This window comes from Aliiglaciecola litoralis (assembly GCF_039523355.1).
Lineage (GTDB): Bacteria > Pseudomonadota > Gammaproteobacteria > Enterobacterales > Alteromonadaceae > Aliiglaciecola > Aliiglaciecola litoralis.
Genome location: NZ_BAAAFD010000001.1, coordinates 425,412 through 446,448, shown reverse-complemented (window position 1 = coordinate 446,448; position 21,037 = coordinate 425,412). Strand labels below are relative to the sequence as shown.

General features: G+C 44.1%; 23 protein-coding genes and 1 other RNA gene. 11 read left to right on the top strand and 13 right to left on the bottom strand.

Features of this window, described 5'->3' with window-relative positions; translation table 11 throughout:
* The first annotated feature begins 241 nt into the window (after positions 1-241).
* Genes ABD036_RS02065 through rluB form a run of 5 tightly spaced genes read left to right on the top strand, consistent with a single transcriptional unit; the run spans position 242 to position 4,129 of the window.
* On the top strand, positions 242-1,084 hold the full coding sequence (locus ABD036_RS02065) for a PHP domain-containing protein (RefSeq protein ID WP_343856063.1): 843 nt from the start codon (positions 242-244) through the stop codon (positions 1,082-1,084).
* A gap of 25 nt (positions 1,085-1,109) precedes the next feature.
* Positions 1,110-1,730, top strand: a complete 621-nt coding sequence (locus tag ABD036_RS02060; RefSeq protein WP_343856062.1) for an L-threonylcarbamoyladenylate synthase — start codon at positions 1,110-1,112, stop codon at positions 1,728-1,730.
* Positions 1,731-1,734: 4 nt separating this feature from the next.
* Positions 1,735-2,574, top strand: coding sequence for a segregation and condensation protein A (locus tag ABD036_RS02055; protein WP_343856059.1), 840 nt, complete (start codon positions 1,735-1,737; stop codon positions 2,572-2,574).
* Complete coding sequence (scpB, locus tag ABD036_RS02050; RefSeq protein ID WP_343856057.1) at positions 2,562-3,272, top strand: SMC-Scp complex subunit ScpB; 711 nt, start codon at positions 2,562-2,564, stop codon at positions 3,270-3,272. Before ABD036_RS02055 ends, scpB begins: the two co-directional genes overlap by 13 nt.
* Positions 3,272-4,129, top strand: a complete 858-nt coding sequence (gene rluB / locus ABD036_RS02045) for a 23S rRNA pseudouridine(2605) synthase RluB (RefSeq protein ID WP_343856056.1) — start codon at positions 3,272-3,274, stop codon at positions 4,127-4,129. The genes scpB and rluB overlap by 1 nt, the downstream gene beginning before the upstream one ends.
* Before the next feature lie 92 nt (positions 4,130-4,221).
* Here the strand turns inward: rluB and ABD036_RS02040 are convergent, their stop codons facing one another.
* On the bottom strand, positions 4,222-4,668 hold the full coding sequence (locus tag ABD036_RS02040; RefSeq protein WP_343856055.1) for a hypothetical protein: 447 nt from the start codon (positions 4,666-4,668) through the stop codon (positions 4,222-4,224).
* An 85-nt stretch (positions 4,669-4,753) separates the two neighbouring features.
* The gene (locus ABD036_RS02035; RefSeq protein WP_343856054.1) at positions 4,754-5,134 is read right to left on the bottom strand and encodes an MAPEG family protein; all 381 of its coding nucleotides are present in this window, start codon (positions 5,132-5,134) and stop codon (positions 4,754-4,756) included.
* Positions 5,135-5,231: 97 nt separating this feature from the next.
* On the opposite strand from ABD036_RS02035, the gene ABD036_RS02030 reads away from it, so the two are divergent.
* A complete protein-coding gene (locus tag ABD036_RS02030; RefSeq protein ID WP_343856053.1) occupies positions 5,232-6,269 on the top strand; it encodes a catalase in 1,038 nt (345 codons plus the stop codon).
* Positions 6,270-6,302: 33 nt separating this feature from the next.
* Here the strand turns inward: ABD036_RS02030 and ABD036_RS02025 are convergent, their stop codons facing one another.
* From ABD036_RS02025 to ABD036_RS02000, 6 genes are all read right to left on the bottom strand, one after another.
* The gene (locus ABD036_RS02025) at positions 6,303-6,986 is read right to left on the bottom strand and encodes a DUF4097 family beta strand repeat-containing protein (RefSeq protein WP_343856052.1); all 684 of its coding nucleotides are present in this window, start codon (positions 6,984-6,986) and stop codon (positions 6,303-6,305) included.
* A 339-nt stretch (positions 6,987-7,325) separates the two neighbouring features.
* Entirely contained in the window at positions 7,326-8,222 is an 897-nt protein-coding gene (locus tag ABD036_RS02020) for an NAD(P)-dependent oxidoreductase (protein ID WP_343856051.1), read from the bottom strand.
* A gap of 12 nt (positions 8,223-8,234) precedes the next feature.
* Positions 8,235-9,878, bottom strand: coding sequence for an FMN-binding glutamate synthase family protein (locus ABD036_RS02015; protein ID WP_343856050.1), 1,644 nt, complete (start codon positions 9,876-9,878; stop codon positions 8,235-8,237).
* Between the two features lie 146 nt (positions 9,879-10,024).
* Positions 10,025-11,338 carry a type II toxin-antitoxin system HipA family toxin gene (locus ABD036_RS02010; protein ID WP_343856550.1) on the bottom strand — a complete coding sequence of 438 codons (1,314 nt, stop codon included), beginning with the start codon at positions 11,336-11,338 and terminating at the stop codon, positions 10,025-10,027.
* On the bottom strand, positions 11,338-11,652 hold the full coding sequence (locus ABD036_RS02005) for a helix-turn-helix transcriptional regulator (RefSeq protein WP_343856049.1): 315 nt from the start codon (positions 11,650-11,652) through the stop codon (positions 11,338-11,340). The genes ABD036_RS02010 and ABD036_RS02005 overlap by 1 nt, the downstream gene beginning before the upstream one ends.
* Positions 11,653-11,812: 160 nt before the next feature.
* Positions 11,813-12,271: a hypothetical protein gene (locus ABD036_RS02000; protein ID WP_343856048.1), complete on the bottom strand. Its 459-nt coding sequence runs from the start codon at positions 12,269-12,271 to the stop codon at positions 11,813-11,815.
* Between the two features lie 207 nt (positions 12,272-12,478).
* Here ABD036_RS02000 and ABD036_RS01995 point away from each other — a divergent pair, with 207 nt between their 5' ends.
* From ABD036_RS01995 to ABD036_RS01985, 3 genes are all read left to right on the top strand, one after another.
* A complete protein-coding gene (locus ABD036_RS01995) occupies positions 12,479-13,039 on the top strand; it encodes a lipid-binding SYLF domain-containing protein (protein WP_343856046.1) in 561 nt (186 codons plus the stop codon).
* 280 nt (positions 13,040-13,319) lie between these two features.
* On the top strand, positions 13,320-14,090 hold the full coding sequence (locus tag ABD036_RS01990) for an SH3 domain-containing protein (RefSeq protein WP_343856045.1): 771 nt from the start codon (positions 13,320-13,322) through the stop codon (positions 14,088-14,090).
* Positions 14,091-14,379: 289 nt separating this feature from the next.
* The gene (locus ABD036_RS01985) at positions 14,380-14,721 is read left to right on the top strand and encodes a hypothetical protein (protein WP_343856044.1); all 342 of its coding nucleotides are present in this window, start codon (positions 14,380-14,382) and stop codon (positions 14,719-14,721) included.
* A 66-nt stretch (positions 14,722-14,787) separates the two neighbouring features.
* Here ABD036_RS01985 and ABD036_RS01980 read toward each other — a convergent pair whose 3' ends face one another.
* Positions 14,788-15,270: a DUF2165 family protein gene (locus ABD036_RS01980; protein ID WP_343856043.1), complete on the bottom strand. Its 483-nt coding sequence runs from the start codon at positions 15,268-15,270 to the stop codon at positions 14,788-14,790.
* An 84-nt stretch (positions 15,271-15,354) separates the two neighbouring features.
* Between ABD036_RS01980 and ABD036_RS01975 the strand changes: the two genes are divergently transcribed.
* Entirely contained in the window at positions 15,355-15,480 is a 126-nt protein-coding gene (locus tag ABD036_RS01975) for a hypothetical protein (RefSeq protein WP_343856041.1), read from the top strand.
* Between the two features lie 32 nt (positions 15,481-15,512).
* On the opposite strand, the gene ABD036_RS01970 is transcribed toward ABD036_RS01975, so the two are convergent.
* The 3 genes from ABD036_RS01970 to ssrA all read right to left on the bottom strand — a co-directional run bounded on the left by ABD036_RS01970 (position 15,513) and on the right by ssrA (position 18,943).
* Positions 15,513-15,980: a hypothetical protein gene (locus tag ABD036_RS01970; RefSeq protein ID WP_343856040.1), complete on the bottom strand. Its 468-nt coding sequence runs from the start codon at positions 15,978-15,980 to the stop codon at positions 15,513-15,515.
* A gap of 63 nt (positions 15,981-16,043) precedes the next feature.
* Positions 16,044-18,416 carry a tetratricopeptide repeat protein gene (locus ABD036_RS01965; RefSeq protein ID WP_343856039.1) on the bottom strand — a complete coding sequence of 791 codons (2,373 nt, stop codon included), beginning with the start codon at positions 18,414-18,416 and terminating at the stop codon, positions 16,044-16,046.
* A gap of 167 nt (positions 18,417-18,583) precedes the next feature.
* Positions 18,584-18,943: a transfer-messenger RNA gene (ssrA, locus tag ABD036_RS01960) on the bottom strand.
* A 281-nt stretch (positions 18,944-19,224) separates the two neighbouring features.
* Between ssrA and ABD036_RS01955 the strand changes: the two genes are divergently transcribed.
* Positions 19,225-20,463 (top strand): NADH:flavin oxidoreductase/NADH oxidase family protein, encoded by a 1,239-nt coding sequence (locus tag ABD036_RS01955; protein ID WP_343856038.1) that lies wholly within the window; start codon positions 19,225-19,227, stop codon positions 20,461-20,463.
* Positions 20,464-20,505: 42 nt separating this feature from the next.
* Here the strand turns inward: ABD036_RS01955 and smpB are convergent, their stop codons facing one another.
* Positions 20,506-20,985: an SsrA-binding protein SmpB gene (smpB, locus tag ABD036_RS01950; protein WP_343856036.1), complete on the bottom strand. Its 480-nt coding sequence runs from the start codon at positions 20,983-20,985 to the stop codon at positions 20,506-20,508.
* Between the last annotated feature and the right edge of the window lie 52 nt (positions 20,986-21,037).

Below are 21,037 nucleotides of genomic sequence, written 5' to 3'. Positions count from 1 at the left end.
TGCTTAGTTGAGTGTTGATTTAGCGCGTTCATATGCTGCCTATATCCGTTTGTTTCGTCGCTCAAGGCCTTTGTTATGCCTCAAACTCAATTAATCTGAATCTTTGTCAGTGTTTGTCATATAATGTTCTGACCTATATAGAAGAAAACAAATCGTTAGTTGTGTCAATACAAAGGGCGATAAAAAGTACAAATTTCGCGAATTAAGTCGTTATAAGTTAGAGGTGAAAAACATAAAGTCCATGAAAATTGATTTGCACTGCCATAGTTATCATTCGGATGGTTTACTCACGCCCCAAGAGTTGCTTGCCCGTGCGCACAACATGCAGGTAGATGTGTTGGCCCTGACCGATCATGATACGGTAGCTGGCATCCAGCCATTAATCGAAGAGCAACAAAAGTATAAAAGGTCGCTTGAGATAATTTCAGGGGTGGAGATATCTACTTCTTGGCATAGCTTTGATATCCATATCATCGGACTAAAGGTCGATCATCATAACCAAACGTTTTTGCAACGACTGCAACAACAAACTCAGCGCCGTGAAATACGCGCGCAAAAAATTGACAGTAAATTAGCCAAAGCTGGCGTGCATGGTATCTTAGAGGTAGCAAAGGAATTAGCCGGTGTGGGCCAAATAACCCGTGCCCATTTTGCACGTGCCATGGTAAAACAGCAGGTAGTTAGTGATAACGAGGCTGCTTTTAAAAAATATTTAGGCAAGGGAAAAAAAGCCCATGTCAAACCCGAATGGATAACCATGCAAGAAGCCATTGCTTGGATCCATGACGCTGGTGGACGAGCCGTCCTTGCTCATCCTGGCCATTATGATATGACCAGCAAGTGGTTGCGTCGATTAGTGGCTGAGTTTAGTCAGGCTGGTGGTGATGGTATCGAAGCCAATCATCCCCACTTAGCGCCGGCAAAACGCGCGATCATTGAAGAATTAAGTATTGAGCACGGCCTTTTGGCGTCGTCGGGCTCGGACTTCCATTTTCCCAGTCGCTGGACGGAATTAGGTAAAAATCTAAAAATGTCCGATAAACTCACGCCGGTTTGGCACGATTGGCAACCGATCACAAATTAACAGCTTGGAGTAACAGCGAAATATTATGAGTCAGTTCTTTTACGTACACCCAGACAACCCGCAACAGCGTTTGTTGCGCCAAGCCTGTGAAATCATTCGCCAAGGCGGCGTAATTGTTTATCCTACTGACTCTGGATATGCGATTGGTTGCCAAATGGAGGATAAATCGGCGCTTGAGCAAATTTGCCGGATACGAGATATCGGTAAAGACCATAATTTCACGTTAATGTGTCGTGATATGTCAGAGCTGTCTATATATGCCCGCGTGGACAATACCGCATTTCGATTAATTAAAAACAATACGCCTGGGCCTTATACGTTTATTCTCAAAGCAACCAAAGAAGTACCGAAACGATTGCAAAATCCAAAACGTAAAACCATCGGTATTCGTGTGCCCAACAACGTCATCGCCTTGCAACTGCTCGAAGAGTTAGGTGAGCCTATGATGTCGACCACCTTAATTTTGCCCGGTGAAAGCCAAGCCGAGTTTGACCCTGATGATATCCGCGATAAATTGGAACGTCAGGTGGGCCTGATTATTCACGGCGGATTTTTGGGCGAGCAGCCCACCTCAGTGATAGATATGTCCGAAGGTGGCGCTGTGGTTATTCGTCAAGGAAGTGGCGATACGAGCGTGTTCGGATAACATTATGAGTGAGCAAAACCTACAGGCTAAACATCCCGTTCAACAACCCTTACCCTTAGCATTTGTTAATGGTGAGGCGATTATTGAAAAGCCTGAGGATTTGTATATTCCACCGGATGCGCTTGAGGTGATCCTCGAAGCCTTTGAAGGACCGCTAGATTTACTGCTGTACCTGATCCGTAAACAAAAGTTTGATATCGTCAATTTACCCGTTTTACAGATAACGCAACAGTATATGGAATATGTTGATGTGATGATGGAATTAAAGCTCGAACTGGCTGCTGAATATCTGTTAATGGCGGCAATTCTAGCTGAAGTAAAATCGCGATTGCTATTGCCAAAGCGCCAAGACGACGAAGACGATGAAAACGATCCTCGTGCCGATTTGATCAGGCGCCTCAAAGAATATGAGATCATTAAATTAGCCGCACAAGACCTAGATAGCATTCCGCGTCAAGAACGCGATTTGTTTAGTGCCCATGCACAAGTCGCAGACAGTGTCACACCAATCAAGATCGTTCCTGAGATTGCGCTGCAAGAACTGGTGTTAGCATTTCAAAGTGCGATGCAAAAAGCCAAAGCCTTTGAGCACCATCAAATTGAACGTGAAGCATTATCAACTCGAGAGCGAATGAGTCGTATCTTAGAGCGGTTAAACCATCAAACTTATACCGAATTTGAACAATTATTTACCGTTAAAGAAGGCAAAGCTGGCGTTGTGGTGTCGTTTTTGGCTATTCTGGAATTAGTTAAAGAGCGGTTAGTGGACTTGGTACAGGTTCAACCGATGAGTCAAATTCATGTAAAATTGTGCTCTGTAGTGGAGGACGCGTGGCAGGAATAAGTAACGAACAACTTAAGCAGTTAGTCGAAGCAGCCATATTTGTTGCCGATGAACCTTTGTCTAAAGAAAAATTACAGGCCTCAGTATTAGATGGCTTGAAAGTGTCAAACAAAAAGCTCGATCAGTGCTTAGATGAGCTAACTTTAGATTACGCGCCTAGAGGAATACAGCTGGTGGAAGTGGCGTCAGGCTACCGGTTTCAATCTATGGACAGTCTCAGCCCGTGGTTAGGCAAACTGTGGCAAGAGCATGCGCCGCGATATTCGCGAGCGTTGTTAGAGACCTTGTCTCTAATTGCTTATCGCCAGCCAATCACCAGAGGCGAAATTGAGGATGTTCGCGGCGTGGCTGTGAGCAGCCACATTATTAAAACCTTAACCGAACGAGACTGGATCAAAGTGGTAGGGCACAAAGAAGTGCCAGGCCGCCCGGCGTTATACGCCACAACCAAAGAATTTTTAAATTATTTCTCGCTGAAAAGTCTGGCTGACTTGCCACCCATTGAGCAAATCGAAAGCCTAAGCGATGCGATGCTTCAAGAACAGCAAGATGAACAAGTTGAACAGCGTTTGAAAGGAGTTTCCGACCAGCTAGCGTCGCAAACCCAAGACGCACCGTTATTTAATCCAGAGCAGTCTGTTGCCGAAGAGGCAGATAGGACTCCGCGTTCTGGATCCAACAAAGAGCAATTACATTAATGAGTGAAAAATTACAAAAAGTATTGGCGAATGCCGGACAGGGCTCTCGTCGCGAGATGGAAAAATGGATCGAGCAAGGGCGTATTTCGGTCAATGGCAAGATTGCCACCTTAGGCGATCGCGTCGAAAACACCGATCAAATTCGCGTTGATGGCAATTTGTTGAGTGTCGATCAAGAAAAACCGGCTTGCCGGGTACTGATGTATAACAAACCGGAAGGTGAGTTATGCAGCCGCAAAGATCCGGAGGGCAGGGCAACCGTATTTGATCGCCTGCCGGTGATTAAAAATGGCCGCTGGATAGCCGTTGGGCGTTTGGATATCAACACCAGTGGATTGTTGTTATTTACCAATGACGGCGAGCTAGCGAATCGCTTAATGCACCCACGCCATGAAGTGATCCGAGAATACGCGGTGAGAGTCTTTGGTGAGGTGACCAACAAGATGATCACCTTGTTGAAAAAGGGCGTTGAATTAGAAGATGGTGTGGCAAAATTCATGACCATTCAACGTAAACCAGGTGACGAGGAAAGTCTCAACCAATGGTTTAATGTGACCTTAGCCGAAGGCCGTAATCGCGAAGTGCGCCGCTTGTGGGAATCGCAAGATGTGCAAGTCAGCCGCTTAATCCGCGTTAATTATGGTGGCCTTGAGTTGCAGAAACGTTTACCCCAAGGTGGCTGGATTGAATTGGCACTAGAAGATGTTAATAAACTCAGAAAGTCAGTGCAGTTGCCCAATGAAACCGAAACCTTTGTAGATGAGAAACGCAATAAACTAGATCACGTACGCATCAGTCGTATGCGCCGTTCGGTTCAAAAGCACAAGCTTAATAAAAACCGTAAAAAAGACAGTTAACATCCTAGTAAAAAGGGCAGATTAAATTGATCTTGAAGGATCGAGTTAATCTGCCCGCATCTGAAAACCTTAAATTCGCGTTTTGAGATAGCTTATTTTCTAAACTTCAACTCTTGCAGTAAAGACGTGCTCATGACGGTTCTGTACTCTGCGCGATCGCCACTTTCACTTTGCATTTTTTCCATGCTTTTCTTAACCCACGCCATGTAGGTTTCGCGGCGTTTTTCGTTTTCGGCAACAGACGCCATATTCTCGAAAACCCGAATGAGGTACAGATCGGGTTCATCCGCTCTAGCATGGACATTACTCATGACCGAGTAACTTGTTAGCCACCCTTTAGAGACGGCAAAATCAAGATCTTTGCGCCACTCTTGGGCTAACCATTTTGCATATTTCAATCCGGCACCATCAGATAATTTGATCCCAGTAACTTCCCAATACTGCCCACCGATAAATGGCGGCTCGTGATCATCTGCGTGAACGATTTGAATAGCGAGTAAACTAATTACACAAAAAATGAATCCTCTAACCAATTTCATATTAATCTCCTTATCTCAGGCACACAACGTATGCACCTGTACTCAATAGGTTAGTTTATTTTTTGAACAATCACATTGTTGGTTTTTAAAGTGACAACAGTAACAAGCCAATTGAACAACCAAAACCGACAAACCACACGGCGCTGCGCAATACATGGATGTCAAACCAATAACACAAGGCATACATCATTCTAGCCACGACGAAAGTGATGGCTAGCGTATCAGCTAAGTAGCCAGTGGTTCCGGTTGCAATTGCTGTAACAGCACCGGGTGTAAACATGATCAATGCTTCAAAACTGTTCTCATGAACGGCTTTCGCTCTGGCGCCAAACCCAGTGAGTTTGCTTTGTTGTGCTCTTGGATGGCGATTATCATAGCCTCCCAATTTATTCATTGCGACGGCCAGTGGTGCTTTAAATAAAATCGGCATTGCGGTGGCGATGATCAGGCAAATAATAATGGTCATAGTTTCTCCATATAGCGTTGTTTTAAACCTAGGCGCTTGATAAATAGTACATAAGCAGCCAATCTTAGCCTACTTTGTATTCTATTCAGAGGCTTTAATGACAATCCATTTCCCCCTAATGTTTACAGTTTGCTTGATGTTAGGCTATGCGTCATTTAGTGATGCCCAGCAGTTGGGGCAAGAGTCACTGCAAGGTAACGAACAGCAATTAGCGCAGGAGATGCTCAAGTTAATTACACAAGTGAGCTTAGAGCGTGATCCTAGTGGACCGGTAAAGCGTCTCAATCAGGTTAAAACCCAAGGTTGTTTTAATGGCAGCTTTACCGTGCGTAACGACATACCTGAACATTTCAAACAAGGGCTGTTTGCCCACGCTCGCCGTTACCCTGTATACGCTCGATTCGCTAATGCCAGCACCATGGATGATAGCGAAAAAGATCTGCGAGGGTTGTCGTTGCGAGTGTTTGATGTTCAAGGTCTGCCAGTGTGGGGAGTGCAAGGGAGGCAGGACTTTTTAATGAACAGTTATCCGGTGCTTTTTGCGCAATCTCCAGAAGTCTTTTACCAATTTATACAGGCACAACATGATGATGGACTGGTTGGCTTTTTCCTCAATCCTTTTGACTCGCACCTTAAGGCGTTACGGATTTTGTTGCAGGCAAGAGAGCGGCCTAATAGTGTGTTTGATATTCGTTACTGGAGCACTACCGCATATCGTTTAGGTCGTGATGAACTCGCGGTTAAATACAGTGTTAAGCCGTGTTCTGACTATACCAGTTCCGAGCCTAATGAATATTCCGCTGATTACTTACGCCAAGCCATGAAAAAGCATTTAACCAAGACGCCCGTGTGTTTTGAATTCATGTTGCAACAGCAATCGGACGCAACGGCTATGCCTATTGAAGATGCAACGGTAGAGTGGGACGAAGAGGTATCACCTTTTGTTACCGTGGCGGATATTGAATTTACGCAGCAAGATTTCAGCAGTGATGAGGCGTTATCTCGTTGCGAAAATGCCAGTTTCAACCCTTGGCAGAGCTTAGCTGAACATCGTCCGCTGGGCAGGATTAATCAGGTTCGTAAATTGATTTACCAGCAAATGGCTGCATTGAGGCGCGCCCGTTCAAATCTCTAACGAGAGTTAAACCGGCGCATTCACAAGTCCATATTATTGGGCATTTTTATAGTAATATTGTACTTTTCTTAACAATTCAGCATCTTCAATGACCAGTGTCACCTGACGATGCAGAATAATCTGACCATGCACAATGGAGGTATTATCAATGGTTAAGGTTGGGATGGTTTTTGCGCCACGATTTTGCTTATTTGCATTAAAAATAATGTCACCGTGGACCTGCGTATTCTGCGCTAGCGAAATATCGCCAGTGTGAGTTTGCACATTAGATTTAACCTCAATCTGATCAAGAACAATGTCTCCGTTAACGGTCTCTACATTGCCGTTGATTGTTGAGGAGGTTTGGATACTGATGTCACCGTTAACCGTTTCTACATCTCCCTTACTGACAAAATGATGCCCCGTTTCTATATTACCATTGACCGTTTTGGCACTTCGCACCGACACATGATTGCCGATATCAATGCTGCCGTTCACCGTGTCAACATGATGAGCCGAAACCTTGTCTTCAAGATCAATACTGCCATTTACAGAACTGATATTGGTAACCTGCTTGCCACTTGAAACGGATAAACCGCCAAATACGCTGCTGACACTATTACCTTCATAATCATTACTGCCGCCGCCAATATGAATGATACAGCCCGATAGACTAATTAGCGTTGCACCTAGGATCATTAAACGAGCCATTGTCAGAGGTGTAGATAGTGTGTGCATAAAAATCCTTTAAGTTCTTGTTATTTTAGTTAGAGCCAGCTCACAGAGCCGCAATGTATTTATTGCTGTTTAGATTTGTTACTAAGCAGAACTTAGGCCAATTAGGTATCTCATTGAAAAATATAATGTTTCTATTATTCAGATGTGAGGGAATGATGCCGTGTTAGTTAAATACACTAGTATTTGGCTAAAATATTAGCTTAGATATCATCAGCTTAGGTTAAGTTCGTTTTCAAAATGAAGTAAATGAATCCAATTTAGGCAAAGATCTATGCCGCAAAGTAATGGAACTTATATGTTCGAGATAGGACAGATGTTGACCGTCCTACCTCGTTGATATTATTTACCTGAGGGTTTTTCCAATAAACTGATCAAGCTTGAGGTATCGTAACGTCCACCTCCTTGCGCTTGAACCTGGCTGTAAAACTGATCTACTAATGCGGTTAAGGGGAGGTGAGCGCCGGATGTGCGAGCCTGCTCAAGTACAATTGACAAATCTTTGCGCATCCAATCTACCGCAAAGCCAAACTCAAATTCTCCTTGGCTCATAGTTTTGGCTCGATTATCCATTTGCCATGATTGTGCAGCACCTTTTGAGATAACCTCGACCACCGCGTCGGTATCAAGATCATTGCGCTTAGCAAAATGTAGCGCTTCGGATAATCCTTGCACTATTCCAGCGATACAGATCTGATTGACCATTTTGCACATTTGACCTTTACCAACGGGGCCCAAATGTTTTTGCATTTTTGCGTAGCAGCGGATCAAATGAACGATCTTTTGATAATGAGCATCTGCGCCACCAATCATCACCGTAAGCGCACCTTTTTCAGCACCGGCTTGTCCACCCGATACAGGCGCGTCAATGTAACCAATTTGGCGTTTCTCAGCGATCGCCGCTAACTCAGTGGCAACACTGGCAGAGGTTGTGGTGTGATCGACAAAAATACTCGACTCTGGCATGGTAGCAAAAGCACCGTGCTCGCCAATTGTCACCTGTCTTAGGTCGTGATCGTTACCCACACAAGCAAAAACGACGTCTTTGTCCTGAGCGGCGTCAGCAGGTGTGTCTGCTTTAGTGCCTGGATATTGTTGCAACCAGGCATCCGCTTTAGCGGAAGTACGGTTATACACAGTCACATTATGCCCAGCGTTAGCCAGATAACCGGCCATCGGAAAGCCCATTACGCCAAGGCCGATAAAGGCAATATTTAAAGGATGTTTTTTGGATGACACGATAACTCCTCTTTAAGCTCTATTTTCTGCAATACTTTTTAATCCGCTGGTGCACTCCACCACATACGCACGTGGCATAAAGCACTCGGCAGAAGATTCCTGCATTTCTTTTTTGTATTCGTCTGGGTAATTGTCAGTCAAGAAACAACCAACCGCCATACTGGGGTAGATCTCATCAAATCGTTTAATTTGAGTTTCACTGATACGTCTAAAAATGTGTCCTCGATTGAGATGCGAATGGTCTCGTAAGCCTGCTGATGACACTATATCTAGGGCCGCATGAACGGTTTCATGATGATAGCGGGCCACCCGCTGGGCTTTGTTTTCCACTACTAAGCCTTTTTCCAGTTCGGGATCTTGGGTGGCAATGCCCGTGGGACATTCGTTGGTGTTACAGACTAAGGATTGCACACAACCCAAAGCGATCATCATACCTCTAGCACTGTTACAAATATCCGCACCGACAGCGATATTGCGCACCACATGAAAGCCTGTAAAGGTTTTGCCGCTGGCGATCACCTTAATATCTTTTTTAAGATTAAACCCTTTAAGCACATCACACACATAAACAAGTGCTTCGCGAAGGGGCATGCCCACCGAATTTGAATATTCCAACGGGGCTGCACCAGTACCGCCTTCGCCACCATCAACGGTTACGAAATCGGGTTTAATACCGGTTTGAACCATCGCTTTACAAATAGCCATGAACTCACTTTTATTGCCAATACACAATTTAAACCCAATGGGTTTCCCCTTCGACAGATCACGCAGTTGCTTAATGAACTGCATCATTTCAATCGGTGTGGCAAAGGCATTGTGAGAAGGGGGGGAGTCTACCCGTGTGCCTTCTTCAACTAATCTTATTCTAGCGATCTCTGCGGTATTTTTATGAGCAGGCAGGATCCCTCCGTGGCCTGGTTTAGCCCCTTGTGAAAGTTTAATTTCAATCATTTTTATGCTGTCATGTGAGGCAACCTTCGCAAAACTATCAGGGCAGAATTTCCCCTCTTTAGTTCGACAGCCAAAATAGCCTGTGCCGATTTGCCATACTAGATCACCACCTGGCTCTAAATGATATGGACTGACACTGCCTTCGCCAGTGTTGTGATAAAACTGACCCAGTTTGGCGCCGTGATTTAGCGCTTTTATCGCATTGCCACTCAATGAGCCAAAACTCATTGCTGAAACGTTAAAAACGCTAGCTTGATAAGGTTGTAGGCAATCTGGCCCGCCTACCTTAACTCTTGGCTCAGGTATTGATTCATCATGGTGTATGGCGCTGATAGAGTGACTTACCCATTCGTATCCTACTTTCTGAGTATCGATTTTGGTGCCGTAGGGTACCGTATCTAATTGGCCTTTGGCCCGTTGATAAATAACCGTGCGGAACATGCGATTAATTGGCGTGCCATCGGTTTCTGATTCAAAGAAATACTGGCGAAGAAAGGGACGGATATCCTCCATGAGCCAGCGGCCGTGACCCACAATTGGAAAGTTTCTAAGCAGCGCATGCTTGGTCTGAAAGACGTCATACAGTCCCAAAATACTAATGGGCAGTAACACAAACGCTAACCAGTGGATCTGGCTTGCCATTATGCTTAACCAAATAACAAATCCCCAACTGATAAAAAACAGGATAAAAAAACCACGACGCATAATGGGTCCCTAGCTAGAGTGATAGATAGTCAACATCTAGTCTAAACATAATTGCGCAGCACTAACAGCCATAACCGCTTAATTTGTTGTTAATTAACGTTGATTTTTGCTTAACGCTAAGACCTGATTCTAAAGGTTTAAAAAGGTTACAATGAGAGTCGGTGATGCCGCGTAATTTCGTCAATGAGTGTTTTAGGGACTTGATGTTGTTTAGCAAGCTTAGGCCAATTCGATACCTGCTCAAGAATATTATCGATGATGCCATCAATTTTTCGTTTATTAAAAATAGGGCTGAGCTTGGAGAAAGCATAAAAGTCTGCACGCTCAAAATTGTCACGCTTACCATTGATTGACATCCAGTGACTGTTAACCCATCGACTACCTGGTTTGTAACTGTAGGCTAAATCGTAAGCAGGGGAGAGCCGCCACTGCTGATTTTCATCAAACATAAAAGCCCAGTTTTTCGCGTGGTCATCGTGATTGCGCGCAACAACATTAAAGATCATTCGTTTAAATATTTGTTCTGCTTCTTGCGCACTGAGCTTGAGCTTTCTGGCAACGTCAAATAGCTCTGCGTAAGAATAAATCCCGACCTGCTTGAAGCTGACATGAGCAATACCATTGAGTGTTTGAACATGGCGTTTTGCATTTCCAATTCGATCAAAACGTGCCGTGATAAAATGCCGCCTTGGCCCTTCGTTAAGCAAATGACAGGGCATCATATCAATGCCACATGCGGTTGCGATCAACGAATATACGTATTCCATTGTCCCGTATCCCATGGGATCGCCAAAAGTTTCTTGTTGGGTGTTGTGTTCATTCACACCATCAAATTTCATCAGGTAATGGGTGAATCCTTCAGGCGCGTCGGTTTGTCCGGAACGAACTTGAGTAAAATTATCATTAAAGGCCAATACCGCTTTAGGTCTAGCGCCGCCAGCACTCATACCCACAGACATCAGAGCCATCATCGCGTCTTTGTCTTCCGCGCCTGGATTTGATAATGAAATCGTAAATTGGTTGCGTTGATTGATAATTTCCTGAGCAATTTCTACTAAACTTTCAACCGCTAACTGATTTGAGGCATTTAAATTTTTAAGTCGAGTGGCAGGTGCATAGGTGAGTGCGCCCATACCACGACTACCGGTATATCTTAGTCGCTCAAGGGGAGTGATATCTTCGGGGGATCTGCCTTGAGCGGCAACCCACGCATTCATCACCGCATTGCCAAAATCGTCAGGTAAAGAGTCTGCGATTAGCCCTGGTAACCCTTTAAATGCGGCAAAGTCTATTTCAGGGAAACTATATATCTGTTGAGACAGCGGCATTTTTAAAGGGGATAACTGGATCCCCGTTTGCAGGAAATTGCGATCGTATTCAAAAGCGCCTAAGCGCCGCTCTGAATCGTAGCTAAGTGCGCCAACCTCATGTTGTTGGTAATGCACTTTGATCACCTCCATTACCATGGTGAAGAGGTGTCCGGTTTGACAACGCGTTTACCGGAAGCTCGTTGGCGTTTAGCGGCTTTTCGTTTAGCCATTTGGACGGGCGATGGAGGCAGCGCGGGAATAAATAGGTCGAGTTGTTTTTCCAATCCCAAGGCAATTAATATTGCCACTAAGGTTTCGAGGTTGGCTTTTCCTTTTTCAGCGCGAATAATGACCTTTCGGGATAACCCGGTCATAGCGGCAATATCTTCTTGTGTAAGATCAGCATTAAGTCTTGCTTGTTTAAGACGCTGTCCTAATTGTGCTACGATTTCACTAACTGACATCAGCTTTCACAATGGCCTATATTCAGGACATTAAATCACAAAAATCCAATAAAGTAACGAAAAGGGGACAATAAATAGAGTTTTATTTGATTTTTTAAGTGCCGATAATGGTACTTAATTATAAATAATGGCTTTAATGTGTACTTTTAGGGGCTTTATTTTACTTGGTGCTTTGTTTGTGAAATGCATTTTTTTGAAAAAACTCATGAACCTCAGATACGCTCAGCGTTAAATTACGCCCTTGCAACCACGTGATGGCATCATCAATTTCATTAAAAAACTGGTGTGTAACACCTAAAGGTAAGTACGCTTGAGTCAGTTGCGCCTTAATCGTATTCACTATATCGGAATCTGTGATGACTATTGCTAAGGCTTGCATTCCAAGGTTTTTGCGCTCTTGAGTTCGTTCAATAAAGGTTTTAAAGGTGGACGGAGGCATAAGACTTTCACCGCTCAAATAGCTCAACTGCCCCCATGGGCCTCGCTTAGATACACTGACAATGATCTTGCTCGTGTCACTAGCACCTTGCTTGAGCGTCTCATCATTCCAAGGCCCGCGCCCAGAAAGTAGTACTACCTGGCCACTTTCACCCACTGTGTAATCACCGTGCTCTTTCAAAACGCCCCCAAAACGGTTATTTACCACCAGTATATTGTATACCAGTACGGTAATAATATTTCACCATTTAAGTGATTTCAATTCGTTGTGCGAAAACGATCTACTTGGTCAACGCTGATGAATATTCAAACAAAATCGCTTCTAATCTAGTTGCTGATGGTTATGAACAGGCATAGTATTGCTGCAAATAACCGTTAAGGAATAACCATGTATTCAAGAAGTATCACCGTTTTGCTTTTAAGCTTCATCCTGACTGCTTGTGCATCGATGGGAAGTGGCACCAAATCAGAAAAACGACAGCATATTTTGGACATGAAAGAGCAGGTTATGACCAAGTTGTATGCGAAGAAACCGGACACGAGACAACAAATCGCCGCCGCTCCAGGATACGCTGTTTTTTCAAATGCTAACGTCAATCTGATTTTTATGGCAGCTGGCACAGGCTATGGCGTAGTCACTGATAACGCGTCTGGTGCCTTGACCTATATGAATATGGCAGAAGGGGGAGTAGGGCTTGGATTAGGCGTAAAAGATTATCGCATCATCATGGTATTTCACACTGCCAAAGCAATGACCGATTTTATCAACAAAGGGTGGACCTTTGGTGGCAATGCAGATGCTGCAGCTAAAGCGGGGGACAAGGGCGGCTCTGTAGAAGGCGAGGCCTACTATGGTGATGTCACTGTTTATACCTTTACCGAAAGTGGCTTAGCATTCCAAGCCACTGTTAAAGGCACCAAATTCTGGAAAGACAGCGAATTAAACTAAACCGTTAAACTTAACAGGCCCTTGAGTCATTTGCTGACTCAGGGGCCTATTAAACTCCACGAAAAACATAATACAACACTGATACTTAACGCCTTTTGTCATGCTTCCCATCCTTTAATATCGCGAGTTTCACTGTTAGAGAAATATTCCAATACTTGACGAGCTACTCATACGGTAAAGGCGCATTGGCAAGCTTAAAAATTGCTCAATTTGGTCCATAGTGCTCTATACTCTTTGAGCTGCACATGAGCAGTAACGTAAACGCAAAAGGATTAATGCCATGGCTCGTGACACCGAACTTTCCCACCTGCACCCTGTGGTGCGCGAAAAAATACAAACTCTAATAAGCCGATTTGCATCAGAAGAACTGCCGTTTCGTTTATTTGAAGGCTTTAGGACGCCTGATCGCCAACATGAACTTTATGCCCAAGGCCGAACCAAAGCAGGCAATAAAGTCACCAATGCCAAAGCATGGAGTTCCTATCACCAGTATGGTGTGGCGGGGGATTTTGTCTTATATATTGATGGTAAATGGAGTTGGGATGACAAAGGCAAACGCAAGCAATACTGGAAGCGACTGCATGAGTTGGCGAGAGAGGTTGGCTTAGAGCCACTGAGTTGGGAAACCCCTCACTTACAACTGCAAGGCATCAGTTTAGCGCAATTGCAAGCAGGTCAATACCCTCAAGGCGGTGACGAATCATGGTCTGAAAACATGCATGCACATATTATAAAGTGGACAAAAACGGCAACGCCACCCTCGCCAGAGCTCAGTATGGGCCGCCCACCAATCAACACAACCGAGCGGCCCAATGACACGTCACTATCTTCTGCAACAGTGTCAAACCGACCCCGTTATCAAGTCACAGCGCGTAATGGTTTGAACATGCGCGGCGGGCCAGGTACCGGTTTCCCTGTAGTTGCTACCTTGCGCAGCAATCAGTTAGTCGATGTGATGAAAACCGATGGAGACTGGTGTCAGGTAGATTTAGAAGGTGATGGATTGGCCGACGGCTACTGTCACTCAGGCTATTTAGCGGTGATCGCTTAGTCGTTTGTAGGTAAACAACCAAGATGTCCCTTAAAGAAAAGGGGGGAACTCAAATACTTAAAACCGGAATTAACGCCTTATGGGTCCTAAGTGTTTGTTATTCCTACTTGTTCTGAAGAGATAATCTGTGCCATTCAATGATTATGTCTTATCTCATTACCGAGGTGAAATCCGGAAAATAGTAATATTGACAGTCGGTGTTCTTATGGGTTCGCGTAACATCTTCAATCGAAGCTGAGCGTCAACTTGACGGTGATATGTAGGTCAAGATAATTAGGAGTCACTAGATATGAGTAATAAAGAAGCTTTGCCATATATATATAGCAACCGATTCCTTGGTCGTGGTCTGATGATTTTTGGTGCTGCTGTTTTCATAGGATTTTTTTGCTGCGCAGTTTGGCTGAATGCGCATCGGGGCGCGGAGCATAAAGACATGGCCTATATGATTGGAACATTTTGGGTAATCGGCCCTCCAGTTTGGTTTTTCATCGAGTATTTTTTCATTTTTAGGCGGTTTGGGAATCCCCAAGCTAAGGAAGAGTTAAAAAGAGGTCAAGAGCTCGCATCTAAGATATGGGCTGGCGTAATAATAATACTGACAGCAATATTTACAGATACATTTCCGCAATAGCTGCTAAATAGCGGTGTGTTGGCCCATCTGAACTGATTGCTAAAAAGCGGCTTTTTCTCAAATACTTCACTCTTTTGACGCCACAAACACCGCAATTACGCCAATCATGCCACCATATCGAAACGCAGATTGCAGTACCGGTCCGATCATGGCTTGGGAACGCCATAACTCAAACCAACTTTCGGCAACAACGATAAAGCCCAAAAACAACATAGTTATCGCAACACCACATCCTGTTAGTGCAATTTGCTTAGCCGAATTATAAGCAACTTGATTTGATCCAATATTACGCCACATGCCAATTGCGCCATAGGTGCACAAAATTCCCGTAGCTATTTTTGACAACATAATGAATAGCGCACCGCACCAAATAACAATTGGGCTAGAGGTCGCTTGCCAACTCTCTGCACCCCCTTCAAAGGTGCTCATTGAAGTCGCCGCACCCACCGCACCTAAGGTGCCGTTCCAATCTAATAAATTATGCGATGCCCCTACAAAGCCCCACAGGGCAACGGTTAATATCATGATTGCTTTGATGTTTCTTAACATGGGCTTTTCCTTTAGAACTCAATTCATCCTTAATTAATAGAACAGAATAAATGTAACTAGTTAAGTCTTAATTATCGGATGAAAATGTTCGGCCTTAATGCTGCTTGGTATTGGGCTGAAACCAATGTTGCCACTGATATTAAGCTGTTAGAAAAACAACTAGAGCGTTTGAATAAAAACGAGACCGCTTGCAAAAACGTATTGTTCTAACAGCATTATTCCTTTTAACTTTGTATATGCGATTAGCGTCCGCTAACACGAAAACGCGGATCAATAGTGCCGATAGTATCTACCTTAACGTCAAACTTATACACTGTATCTTCAGGGATGTCGCTTGGCACACATAGCACTATGTTATTGCCATCCCCTCTGGTCGAATTGTAACTGCCGCTACCGTTGAGCCAGGTGTAATCCGTTGGGTCACCATTGGGTAAAGTCCCACTTACCCCGATTGTGTGCACTTTGACATCATTTGAACCGGATCCCTTAGGCTTTAATTTGATTTCAAACCTATTACCAGCTTTACCAGAAAATTTAAGCCTCATACCCATTTCTAATTCTGAATCAACTTTGTACTTGTAACTAATTTCAGCTCTAGCGGGGCTATTTTCATCGTCATCGCAAGTGGTCACTCTTGCAAAATTATTTCTATTATTGGCACATGAGGTTAGGATAAAAGAAGTGATGACTAACATTATGATTTTATTCATTGTCTTTGTCCTTGTTGAAAACAACGATGTTAATCTTAGTTCAAAAAGTGAGCAGTTGCGTAACTAAAACATGTCATCATTAAATTTTACAAGTGATAAAAAGACCGAGTCATTGTGTAAACTCTTCAGATGAGGTTCTACCGCTATCATTCGCGGGGGGTAACCTAAGTCCACGGCCTGCTTCAATGCCTGAATTGCGCTTTTGCGATCTCCTGAATAAAGGGATACTAATCCGCTGTAATAATGTGAATAGGGGTCATCAGGTGCCAACTCTATTACACGGCGAATGGTCACATTGGCCAAGTCTAACTTACCTAACATGGTGTAAATCCACGACAAGTCCATCATCAAAAACGGATCATTTTGATTTACTTGTAGGGCGTTAAGGACTAATTCCTCTGCTTGCTTAAACTCATCTGTTGCCTGTTTTTTGCGTCCAGCGATATACAGAGCATCGCCTAAATTAGATCGAGCTAAATGATCCAAGGGACTGAGTTTTACCGCTTTGTTATGATTAAAAATTGCCGCATCTAAATTTCCAAGATAGTAATACATGAGTCCCAAATTACTATAGCCATTTCTTGTGGGCTCTATGCTAAGCGCACGCTCGTATGCGGGGGCGGCTAATTCAAACTTTCCCGCCATCATGTAGGCAGATCCAAGATTGTTGTAGGCATTCATGTTATCAGCTTGCAGCGCGACAACATGTTGATATTGTTCAGCGGCCTCGGCAAATTTGCCTGAACTGAACAAAAACCTGCCCAATTGAAAATACGCGATAGGATCCCCTGGCTTAAGACCAATGGCATTACGAAGATTTTGTTCCGCTTTTTGTGGTTCGTTTAATAATCGGTAAACGTTACCTAAGCCAACTAAAGAAGAAACACTGTAGGGATCTATGGCCAAGGCTTTTTGATATGAGGTTTCAGCATCAGTGTAACGACCTAATGCCGCATACAAACGACCCAAAGACGTATGAACCACGTCTAGGTTTGGATTTAAGTTAAGGGCAATGCCGCAACTGGATTCAGCCTTTTGCATATAAGTGATGTCATTTACCTCTCTAAATGCTGAAACGAACAAATCGCACTTACCTGCATGGGCCGCGGCATAATCCTGATCGATGATTAGTGCTTGGTTGTACCACTCTAAAGCGGTATTGATATTCGAAATTGACATAGGTAAACGCGATACTTCTACTCCACGACGATAGAGAATATAAGCGTCTATCGTCGGTTTAGAATGATCCAGCAAAGCAATTGAGCGAGTATCAGGCGGCAGCGCAACTCGCAAATTGGCGACGGTTAAACTGGTTATTTGGTCGCGAATAGTGAAAAAGTCATCACTAGGACCAGCGAATTGCCGAGACAATACTTGAAAGCCCGTTTCCGAGTCAATCATTTGTACTTTCACTTTAATTACGTCTTCTGCTAACTCGACGCTGCCTGCTAAATACATTTCAACCCGCAATCGTTCGCGCACGCGTTGAGAAGACGTATTTGGATTAAGTGTGTATGAATCACCCCGTGAAGACACCCTCAATCCAGGGATCATGGCCAAGCGGGTGATAACGTCATCGACTAGCCCATTGGCGAACACGCCCGTTCTTTCGCTGCCGTCTAAATTAAAAAAGGGTAAAACGGCAAAGGAATTTTCTACAATGGGTGGTAATTTAGCTAATTCTATCTCTTCAGGGGTAACCGGTTCTGGCAAGCCAACGTTCTGATCGTATGCAAAAACCAATAGACCCGCTAAGCCCAAGGCACCTAAAATAGAAATATAAGTTCGGCTAATACGCCATTTCAGCGCATTAAACTTTGCCGGCAGTTGCTGTTTAGTTCGCTCAATTCGGATCTCAAGAAACCATGACAGGATCAATGCGATGGGGAAGCCGCCGATCACTAGCAAAGTAACGAAAGTACCTACCCAAGCAGGAAAGTGTAATTGTCCAAATACAATGTCTGCGATTTGAATTAATAGCCAGCCAAAAATCATGTAGGCCACAGCGGTTTCAAAAATCCCGCGCTGTTTGAGATTTTCAAATAATCCGATGTCAATAAGGTCAACGTTATTGTTAACGTCAAATACACTAGCGGCAGGGTCGTGTTCTTGGATTTGTGGCTTGATTAATAAGCGATAGCCACGTTTGGGAAGTGTTTGTAAAAAAATAGGATCATGTCGGTTATCATTGAAAACGTGGCGAATTTCACTAATAGCATGACTCAGCGCTTCTTGACTGCCTTGGTCTTGTCCCCATACTTCATTAATTAAGTGCTCTCGAGTAACTAGCTCGCCTGATGATGAGGCCAGACATAATAACACTTCCACCGCTTTGGGAGGTAAATGTTGAGTTCCGGACTTTCCTTTTACTTCACCCTTTAAGGGCTGAACGAGCATATCTCCGAGGTAAAATCCTTGTAGAAGATCAGCATTCAAAGTGACATCCTAGATTCACATAATTCCCAGAAGCATAGGTTTGCTTTATTAAGAAGTCCAGTTGTCAGCCTAGTAATAACATTGCTAACGATTAAAAAGGATAGCCTGTGGTGGTGAGATGTTAAGATACAAAAAAAGACGTCATACGACGTCTTTTTAAGTTTATTTGGTGGAGCTGGCGGGACTTGAACCCGCGTCCAGAAAGCTTCAACCGTCGGTACTACATGCTTATTTTGTCATTTATTTAACTATTTTGGACTCCGACAAACAGGATTCCTCGTAGCTGTCCCGATACTATTTCGCGGTTCAACCTCGGACAAGTTTCCCTCGCTAGTCTATTAGTATGACCTTCCAAACCTTCACGAATAGACGACGGCTGAAGTGGAAGGGCCTATACAGGTTATTAAGCTGCTAGTGCGTAGTTTTCGTCGTTTGCGACTATTTTTTTGCGGCTTTTTAAAGAGGCAAACCGCACCTCTGCATGCACCTAAGGCATCCCGATTCCTGTCGAATCCAAAATCAGCCCCAAATGTGTGTTGCAGTGCAAACTCTGCAACACGCTGTGATCATAACACAATCCCAGATAGATATAATATTGGGTTGTAAAAATAGTTTTCAATAGGTGAATGAATCGAAAGTATCAGATGAGTGCTCATCAAGCTTGTTAGTTTATTTTTTTGTACTTTTGATTTTGGGCACGCTTTGCATTGAACACTTGAATACTAAGTGCAATGCTACCATTTATTATGCATTACAGAGTATGGTTGCCACTAGTGAAGTGGGGCGGTCAATGAGGTTGAGTTGATACATGAGCGTGAATATATTTGATAGTTATACCTTGCCAAGCGGCGGCGTATTGAAAAATCGCTTAGTTAAAGCGGCAATGGAAGAGAATCTCGCAAATGGTGAACAGTTGCCGGATTCGGCCTTATTTAAACTTTATGAAGCCTGGGCTAAAGGTGGTGTGGGGTTAATTATCACTGGAAACGTGATGATTGATCACTTGGCAATGACGGGGCCTGGTGGAGTGGCTTTGGAAGTAAACTCGGACTTAGATGCATTTAAAAAGCTAGCTGAGTTGGCTAAGCAAAATAACACCAAAATTTGGATGCAGCTTAATCACCCTGGCCGACAGGTGTTTAAAAAGATGGGCGGCAAAGTATTATCACCTTCAGATGTGGCACTTAATATGGGCAAGCACAGCGGTTTATTTGCCAAGCCTAAAGCTATGACCCACAGCGAAATAAAAGACGTAATTGAGCGTTTTACTATCTCAGCCACTCGCGCCAAAGAGGCGGGGTTTGACGGCGTAGAAATTCACGCTGCGCACGGCTATCTCATCGCACAGTTTTTATCCCCTTTAACCAATAAACGTGATGATGAGTGGGGCGGCAGTTTAGATAACCGTGCTCGATTATTATTAGAAGTGGTTAAATCAGTTCGTAGCCAATGCGGTGAGGATTTTGCACTTGCTGTTAAGCTAAATTCAGCTGATTTTCAGCGAGGGGGCTTCGATGTTGATGATGCATTAGCGGTGGTGAAAATGCTCGAGCCCTTGCACGTGGATATGGTGGAATTGTCGGGGGGAAGTTATGAAGCGCCTGCAATGCAAGGCCGTTCGGGGAATGCTCGTACACTTGCCCGCGAAGCGTATTTTTTGGAGTTCGCGGCTAAAATCGCTAATGAAACTAAGATACCCATCATGACCACCGGTGGCATAAAACGATTACCTGTGGCACAGCAAGTATTGGATTCCGGGGTTGCGTTGGTGGGCATGGCGTCGGCACTGGCGTTTAACCCCGAGCTGCCTAATCATTGGCAGCGTGTGCCAGGTTTGGTAGGAATGATCCCGCAAGTAAGTTGGAAAGATAAAACCCTCAGCGGTTTAGCAAATATGGCATTAGTTAAGCGTCAACTACGCAGGTTAGGAGACGGCAAACCCGTTAAGTTAGATGCATCACCGATTTATTCATTGATTGTAGATCAGCTTCGTTCAGCGAAACTCACTAAGCGCTATCGAAAACGCTACGCCGATGAGGTGACTTAACCGTATTTGCAGCACCGGAACAAACACAAGCGCCGAATAGACTTATCCGGCGTGTTTCATCATACGCTCTTTTTGACGCGCCCAGTCACGGTCTTTCACGGCATCGCGTTTGTCATGGGAATCTTTACCTTTGGCAAGGTGAATTTCAACTTTGACCCAACATTGCTTCCAATACATGGCGGTGGCCACAATTGAATAACCTTGGCGTTCACGAGCACCCATTAAACGATCAATTTCACGTTTGTGAATAAGCAATTTCTTTTGCCGATCGGGATCGCAAACCACATGGGATGAGGCTTGATTAAGTGGCGTGATCTTACAACCTTGCAGGTAAGCTTCGCCTTGGTGAATAATCACGTAGCTATCAACCAAGTTGACCTTGCCTGCACGGATACCTTTTACTTCCCATCCTTGTAGCTCAATACCTGCTTCGATTTTGTCTTGCAAGTGAAACTCATGGCGGGCTTTTTTATTTAAAGCAATGGTATTGCTTTGGTTCGATTTTGCGTTCTTTTTACTCATAATGCTCAGTATATCAGGCCTAACGAATGTGTCGGTAGTAGAAAATGATATA

What these genes read in the sequence shown, in the direction of transcription:
- smpB (WP_343856036.1), bottom strand. Translation starts at nt 20,985, where the DNA reads ATGAGTAAAAAGAACGCAAAATCGAACCAAAGCAATACCATTGCTTTA.
- ABD036_RS02060 (WP_343856062.1), top strand. Translation starts at nt 1,110, where the DNA reads ATGAGTCAGTTCTTTTACGTACACCCAGACAACCCGCAACAGCGTTTG.
- rluB (WP_343856056.1), top strand. Translation starts at nt 3,272, where the DNA reads ATGAGTGAAAAATTACAAAAAGTATTGGCGAATGCCGGACAGGGCTCT.
- ABD036_RS02005 (WP_343856049.1), bottom strand. Translation starts at nt 11,652, where the DNA reads ATGTCAGTTAGTGAAATCGTAGCACAATTAGGACAGCGTCTTAAACAA.
- ABD036_RS02055 (WP_343856059.1), top strand. Translation starts at nt 1,735, where the DNA reads ATGAGTGAGCAAAACCTACAGGCTAAACATCCCGTTCAACAACCCTTA.
- ABD036_RS02030 (WP_343856053.1), top strand. Translation starts at nt 5,232, where the DNA reads ATGACAATCCATTTCCCCCTAATGTTTACAGTTTGCTTGATGTTAGGC.
- ABD036_RS01975 (WP_343856041.1), top strand. Translation starts at nt 15,355, where the DNA reads ATGTTCGGCCTTAATGCTGCTTGGTATTGGGCTGAAACCAATGTTGCC.
- ABD036_RS01980 (WP_343856043.1), bottom strand. Translation starts at nt 15,270, where the DNA reads ATGTTAAGAAACATCAAAGCAATCATGATATTAACCGTTGCCCTGTGG.
- ABD036_RS01970 (WP_343856040.1), bottom strand. Translation starts at nt 15,980, where the DNA reads ATGAATAAAATCATAATGTTAGTCATCACTTCTTTTATCCTAACCTCA.
- ABD036_RS01985 (WP_343856044.1), top strand. Translation starts at nt 14,380, where the DNA reads ATGAGTAATAAAGAAGCTTTGCCATATATATATAGCAACCGATTCCTT.
- ABD036_RS02025 (WP_343856052.1), bottom strand. Translation starts at nt 6,986, where the DNA reads ATGCACACACTATCTACACCTCTGACAATGGCTCGTTTAATGATCCTA.
- ABD036_RS02015 (WP_343856050.1), bottom strand. Translation starts at nt 9,878, where the DNA reads ATGCGTCGTGGTTTTTTTATCCTGTTTTTTATCAGTTGGGGATTTGTT.
- ABD036_RS01955 (WP_343856038.1), top strand. Translation starts at nt 19,225, where the DNA reads ATGAGCGTGAATATATTTGATAGTTATACCTTGCCAAGCGGCGGCGTA.
- ABD036_RS02010 (WP_343856550.1), bottom strand. Translation starts at nt 11,338, where the DNA reads ATGGAGGTGATCAAAGTGCATTACCAACAACATGAGGTTGGCGCACTT.
- ABD036_RS01990 (WP_343856045.1), top strand. Translation starts at nt 13,320, where the DNA reads ATGGCTCGTGACACCGAACTTTCCCACCTGCACCCTGTGGTGCGCGAA.
- ABD036_RS02065 (WP_343856063.1), top strand. Translation starts at nt 242, where the DNA reads ATGAAAATTGATTTGCACTGCCATAGTTATCATTCGGATGGTTTACTC.
- ABD036_RS02040 (WP_343856055.1), bottom strand. Translation starts at nt 4,668, where the DNA reads ATGAAATTGGTTAGAGGATTCATTTTTTGTGTAATTAGTTTACTCGCT.
- ABD036_RS01995 (WP_343856046.1), top strand. Translation starts at nt 12,479, where the DNA reads ATGTATTCAAGAAGTATCACCGTTTTGCTTTTAAGCTTCATCCTGACT.
- ABD036_RS02035 (WP_343856054.1), bottom strand. Translation starts at nt 5,134, where the DNA reads ATGACCATTATTATTTGCCTGATCATCGCCACCGCAATGCCGATTTTA.